A 4,224-nucleotide genomic window follows, 5' to 3' on the forward strand; every position below is an offset into this window, starting at 1 on the left:
GCGCGCTTCGTCAGCTTCGTCGCCGTCGCAGGTGCGGCACTCGTCGTGGCGGGCTGTTCGCGGAGCGTCGAGGGTGAAGCCATCGCGTCCGAAACACCCACCGGGGCACCACGCGCCACTGCCACGTCGTCGGCACCGTCGACGACGACCACTCCCGCGCCGAAGCCGGCCGATCCCGACGACTACGCCGCCACGTCCGACGGCGTGTACTACTTCACCTCGGAGAGCGGCAGGTTCGGGTGTGCCATCCTCGTCCACACCAGCCCACTCGCGGGCTGCCAGGGCGATATGCCGGCGAGTGCGCCCCGGGTCCCCGGCAGTGGTGCGCCGGACATGCTGGTGCCCGCCAACGCCCTGATGCTCGCGGCGGACGGCCCCGGCGAGTGGGTCGGCATCGGCGAGATCTCGTTCATGGAGTTCGGTGGCGCCCCGAAGACACTGCCCTACGGCCGCACCCTCACAGTCGATCCGTTCACCTGCGTCGTCGACGAGAAGACGGGTGTCACCTGCGAGACGGACGAGCACGGATTCACCGTGTCGGACATCGGCGGCGAGGTCTGGTGATCGCGAGGGCCGTGGTCAGGGCAGGTCGTGCCGGGCCATCGGCATCATGAAGTCGCCGATCTCCTCCCGCATCCACCACTGCCCCGTCGCCCGTCGTTCCGCGCGCGTCGCGAAGTGGTAGCGGAACAGGCGTGCTCGCACCAGCCGGGGCGGCTCGTCCGGAAACGGATTGTGCCGGAGCAGTTTCACGGTGGCGGGATCGTTCTCGAGCAGTTTCCCGGCGAACCTCGGGAACCAGCCCGCCGCGTAGTCGCGGGAGATTCCCGCGAACCACATCAGCCAGTCCAGACGCAGGTGATACGGCGCGTACTGGCGCGGGCGCCGCCGCACATCACCCGGCTTGCCCTTGAACTCGTACTCGCGCCATTCCGTCGCCGGCGTCACGACCGCATCGGACGTGCCTTCGACGATCACCTCGCGCCGGGTGCGGGTGACGGTGCCGAAAGCGCCGTAGGTGTTCACGAAGTGCCACTTGTTGAACGAGGCGTTCATCGCCTGCCGGCGCGACATCATGTTCGCCACCGGCCAGTAGCTGAGCCCCGCGACCAGCACGGTCAGCGCCACCACGGCGACGGTGTAGGCGATGGGGGTCGGACCGTAGGTCGTCGTCGCATCGACCGGTATCCCGTAGAAGCTGTCGGGCACCACCGACAGCGCGACGACGATGGTGATCCAGTTGAGCCACGCGAAGTTGCCGCTGATCACGAGCCACAGTTGCGTCACGATCATGATCAGCGCGGCGATCCCGGCGACCGGTTGCGGCAGGAACAACCCGAACGGCACGACGAGCTGGGTGACGTGGTTGCCTGCCACCTCCGCCCTGTGCAGCGGCCGCGGAAGGAGGTGGAAGTACCGGCTGAACGGGCCGGGCATCGGCTGGGTTTCGTGGTGGTAGTACAGGCACGTCAGGTCGCGCCAGCACCGGTCGCCGCGCATCTTGATGAGTCCGGCACCGAACTCGAGCCGGAACAGCAACCAGCGCAGCAGGATCAACACGAGCAGCGGCGGCGCGGTATCGGCATTGCCGAGGAAGATCGCGAGCACCCCGGCCTCGAGCAGCAGCGACTCCCATCCGAAGGAGTACCAGACCTGCCCCACGTTGACGATCGACAGGTACAGCAGCCACATCACGAACCACACGAGCATGCAGACCACGAGCGGCAACTGCTCGGTGACACCGAGCCCTGTCACCACGGCCAGCGCGACACCGACCACGGCGACGGCGGTGAACAGCCCGTCGGAGTATCTCCAGTGGAACAGGCTCGGCGACTGCCGGAACGACGTGAAAGCGAGGAAGCGCGGGGCAGGAAGGATGCCGCGTTCCCCGATCAGCGCCCGGAACTGCAGGAGCGCCGCGAGGAAGGCGACGACGTACAACGCCGCGAGTCCGCGGGTGACCAGCAGCCTCCCGATCGTGTACCCGTCCGCGTCCAGCCAGTCCATCGCTCGGCTCGTTCGTCCTCTGTCGTGCGCGCCGATTCGAGCATGCCACGTCCGGTCCGGTGGTGGAGACGGACTCGCGAAGCCGCGCGGTGTAGACAGGAATAGTGAGCAAATCTAACGAATCGGACGGTACCCGATCCCGTATCTCGATTCCGCGGCGATGGAGTCAGATCGATCCGTCGCGCCGCGGGATCGTCCTTGCCTGGCTGGCCTTCACGGTGACCTTCGGCGGTGCCCGCCTCGTGACCTGGCTCATTCAGATCGACACGAGGGGTTTCGGCGACATCAGCACCGGCGGAGTACACCTCCACCATTACCTGTGGGGCATCCTGCTGCTCGCCGGCGTGGCGATCTACGGCATGGTCGACCGGTCACCGAAGACGCGGACCTGGATGGGTCTCGCCCTCGGTGTGGCCCTCGCCCTGATCGTCGACGAAGCAGCCCTGCTCATCACCCTCGAAGACGTGTACTGGCAGACCGAGGGCTGGCCGTCCGTGGCGCTGGCGATCAGCCTCATCGGGATCGGCGGGACCGGTCTCGTGCTGACCCGGTCCGGTGCCGACGCCGACGAGCGCTGACGATCGGCTACAGGTCGATCTCCCGCCGCAGCCCACTCGCTCGGAGCACCTGCCGGGCCACACCCGCGCGTACCGCGTCCTCCGTCCCGATGATCCGCACGTGCGACCGCGCCCGCGTGATGGCGGTGTACAGCAGTTCGCGGGTGAGCAGCGCCGATCCGGAATCGGGCAGCACCACCGACACAGTGCCGTACTGACTGCCCTGGCTGCGGTGGATCGTCATCGCGTAGACGGTGCTCACCGCGGGTAACTGGCTCGGGCGCAGTTCGAACGGCGTCTCGCCGCGCGCGAATGCCGCCACGAGTTCGTCGCCGCGCCGCACCACCACACCGGTGTCGCCGTTGTAGATCTGCATGTCGTGGTCGTTGGCGGTGACGAGCAGTGGCCTGCCGGGATACCACCCCTCGGGGTCGAGACGCTGTCCCGCGGCCTCGCCGATCCACTCGGCGGCCTGCCGCGCCCACCACTGCACACCGGCCGGACCGTCGCGGTGCGCGCACAGCAACCGGTGTTCCTCGAACCGTGTCAGCGCCGTCTTCACCTCGCCCGTCTCCGCCGCCTTGGTGACCTCCTCCGCGGACCGGACGATGTCGTCGCGCAGAGCGTCGAGGTCGTGGGGAGGAACGAACGAGACGTGCGGGTCGCCGCTGCGCAGGATGTCGAGCACCTCGTCGCCGTTCCCTTTGCGGACGGCCACCGCCAGATCCGCGATCGCACCACCGAACCGGCGTCCCCGGCTGAGGCGCACGACGCCGCCACGCAACCGGTCGCGCTCCTTGTCCGAGAAGCCCTTCTCTTCGGCAGGATCCCCCTCCGCCACCAGATCGCGGGTGACGATCCGCTCGAAGACCGGGTCGAGTGTGCCCGTCACGGGCCGGGCCACCAGGTCGGCCAGCACCGCACCCGCGTCGACGGACGCGAGCTGATCGGGGTCGCCCACCAGCACCAGCCGGGTGTCGGGCCGCACCGCCTCGAGCACACGGCACATCATCGTCAGCGACACCATCGACGTCTCGTCGACGACGATCACGTCGTACGGCAGATGGTTGCCCGTGTGGTAACGGAAGCGCGTACGTCCGCGCTGCCAGCCGAGCATCCGGTGCACGGTCATGGCCGTGAGATTCGACGGCAGACCCAGTTCCGCCTCCTGCTCGCGCACCGACTCCTGCAGGCGCGCGGCGGCCTTTCCGGTGGGAGCAGCGAGACCGATACGAAGGTCGTGCCCGTACAGACGGGTGAGCAGCGCGAGGATCCGTGCGACCGTGTGGGTCTTACCGGTGCCAGGTCCGCCGGCGATCACCGTGGTCGGCCGGGTGACCGCGAGCGCCGCCGCGACGCGCTGACGGTCGGGTGCCGGTGCGGGCCTTGCGGGATCGTCGGGGTGATGGAACAACTCGTCGAGCGTGGCCGCGATCCGCTCTTCGTCGAGGTCGGGGAAGGTCGCCGTGCGCTCGGCGAGTACCCGGCGGATCGTCTGTTCCTGCCGGAAGTACCGGTCGAGATAGAGCAGCGGGCCTTCCGCGGTGTCGACGAGGCGCAGCGGACGCAGCGGCCCGCGCTCGCCGCCGACCACGAGGGGACTGCGCCGCAACGCCGCGAGCACGTCCTCGTCGCGGGGCCACGGCAGGCTCGCGGGATC

The 4,224-nt window shown here is 68.8% G+C and carries 4 protein-coding genes; 2 read left to right on the forward strand and 2 right to left on the reverse strand.

Annotated features, from left to right (window positions below):
• On the forward strand, positions 1-564 hold a 564-nt coding region (locus tag R1101_RS0117160), incomplete at its 5' end, for a hypothetical protein (protein ID WP_016934598.1).
• A 15-nt stretch (positions 565-579) separates the two neighbouring features.
• Here R1101_RS0117160 and R1101_RS0117165 read toward each other — a convergent pair.
• Entirely contained in the window at positions 580-2,007 is a 1,428-nt protein-coding gene (locus R1101_RS0117165; protein WP_016934599.1) for a lipase maturation factor family protein, read from the reverse strand.
• A 104-nt stretch (positions 2,008-2,111) separates the two neighbouring features.
• On the opposite strand from R1101_RS0117165, the gene R1101_RS0117170 reads away from it, so the two are divergent.
• Positions 2,112-2,585, forward strand: coding sequence for a hypothetical protein (locus R1101_RS0117170; RefSeq protein ID WP_016934600.1), 474 nt, complete (start codon positions 2,112-2,114; stop codon positions 2,583-2,585).
• A gap of 7 nt (positions 2,586-2,592) precedes the next feature.
• Here the strand turns inward: R1101_RS0117170 and recD are convergent.
• Positions 2,593-4,224: exodeoxyribonuclease V subunit alpha (recD, locus tag R1101_RS0117175; protein ID WP_016934601.1), on the reverse strand; the 1,632-nt coding region annotated here is incomplete at its 5' end.

The sequence above is a fragment of the Rhodococcus sp. R1101 genome (genome assembly GCF_000278445.1).
Lineage (GTDB): Bacteria > Actinomycetota > Actinomycetes > Mycobacteriales > Mycobacteriaceae > Rhodococcus > Rhodococcus gordoniae.

What these genes read in the sequence shown, in the direction of transcription:
- R1101_RS0117165 (WP_016934599.1), bottom strand. Translation starts at nt 2,007, where the DNA reads ATGGACTGGCTGGACGCGGACGGGTACACGATCGGGAGGCTGCTGGTC.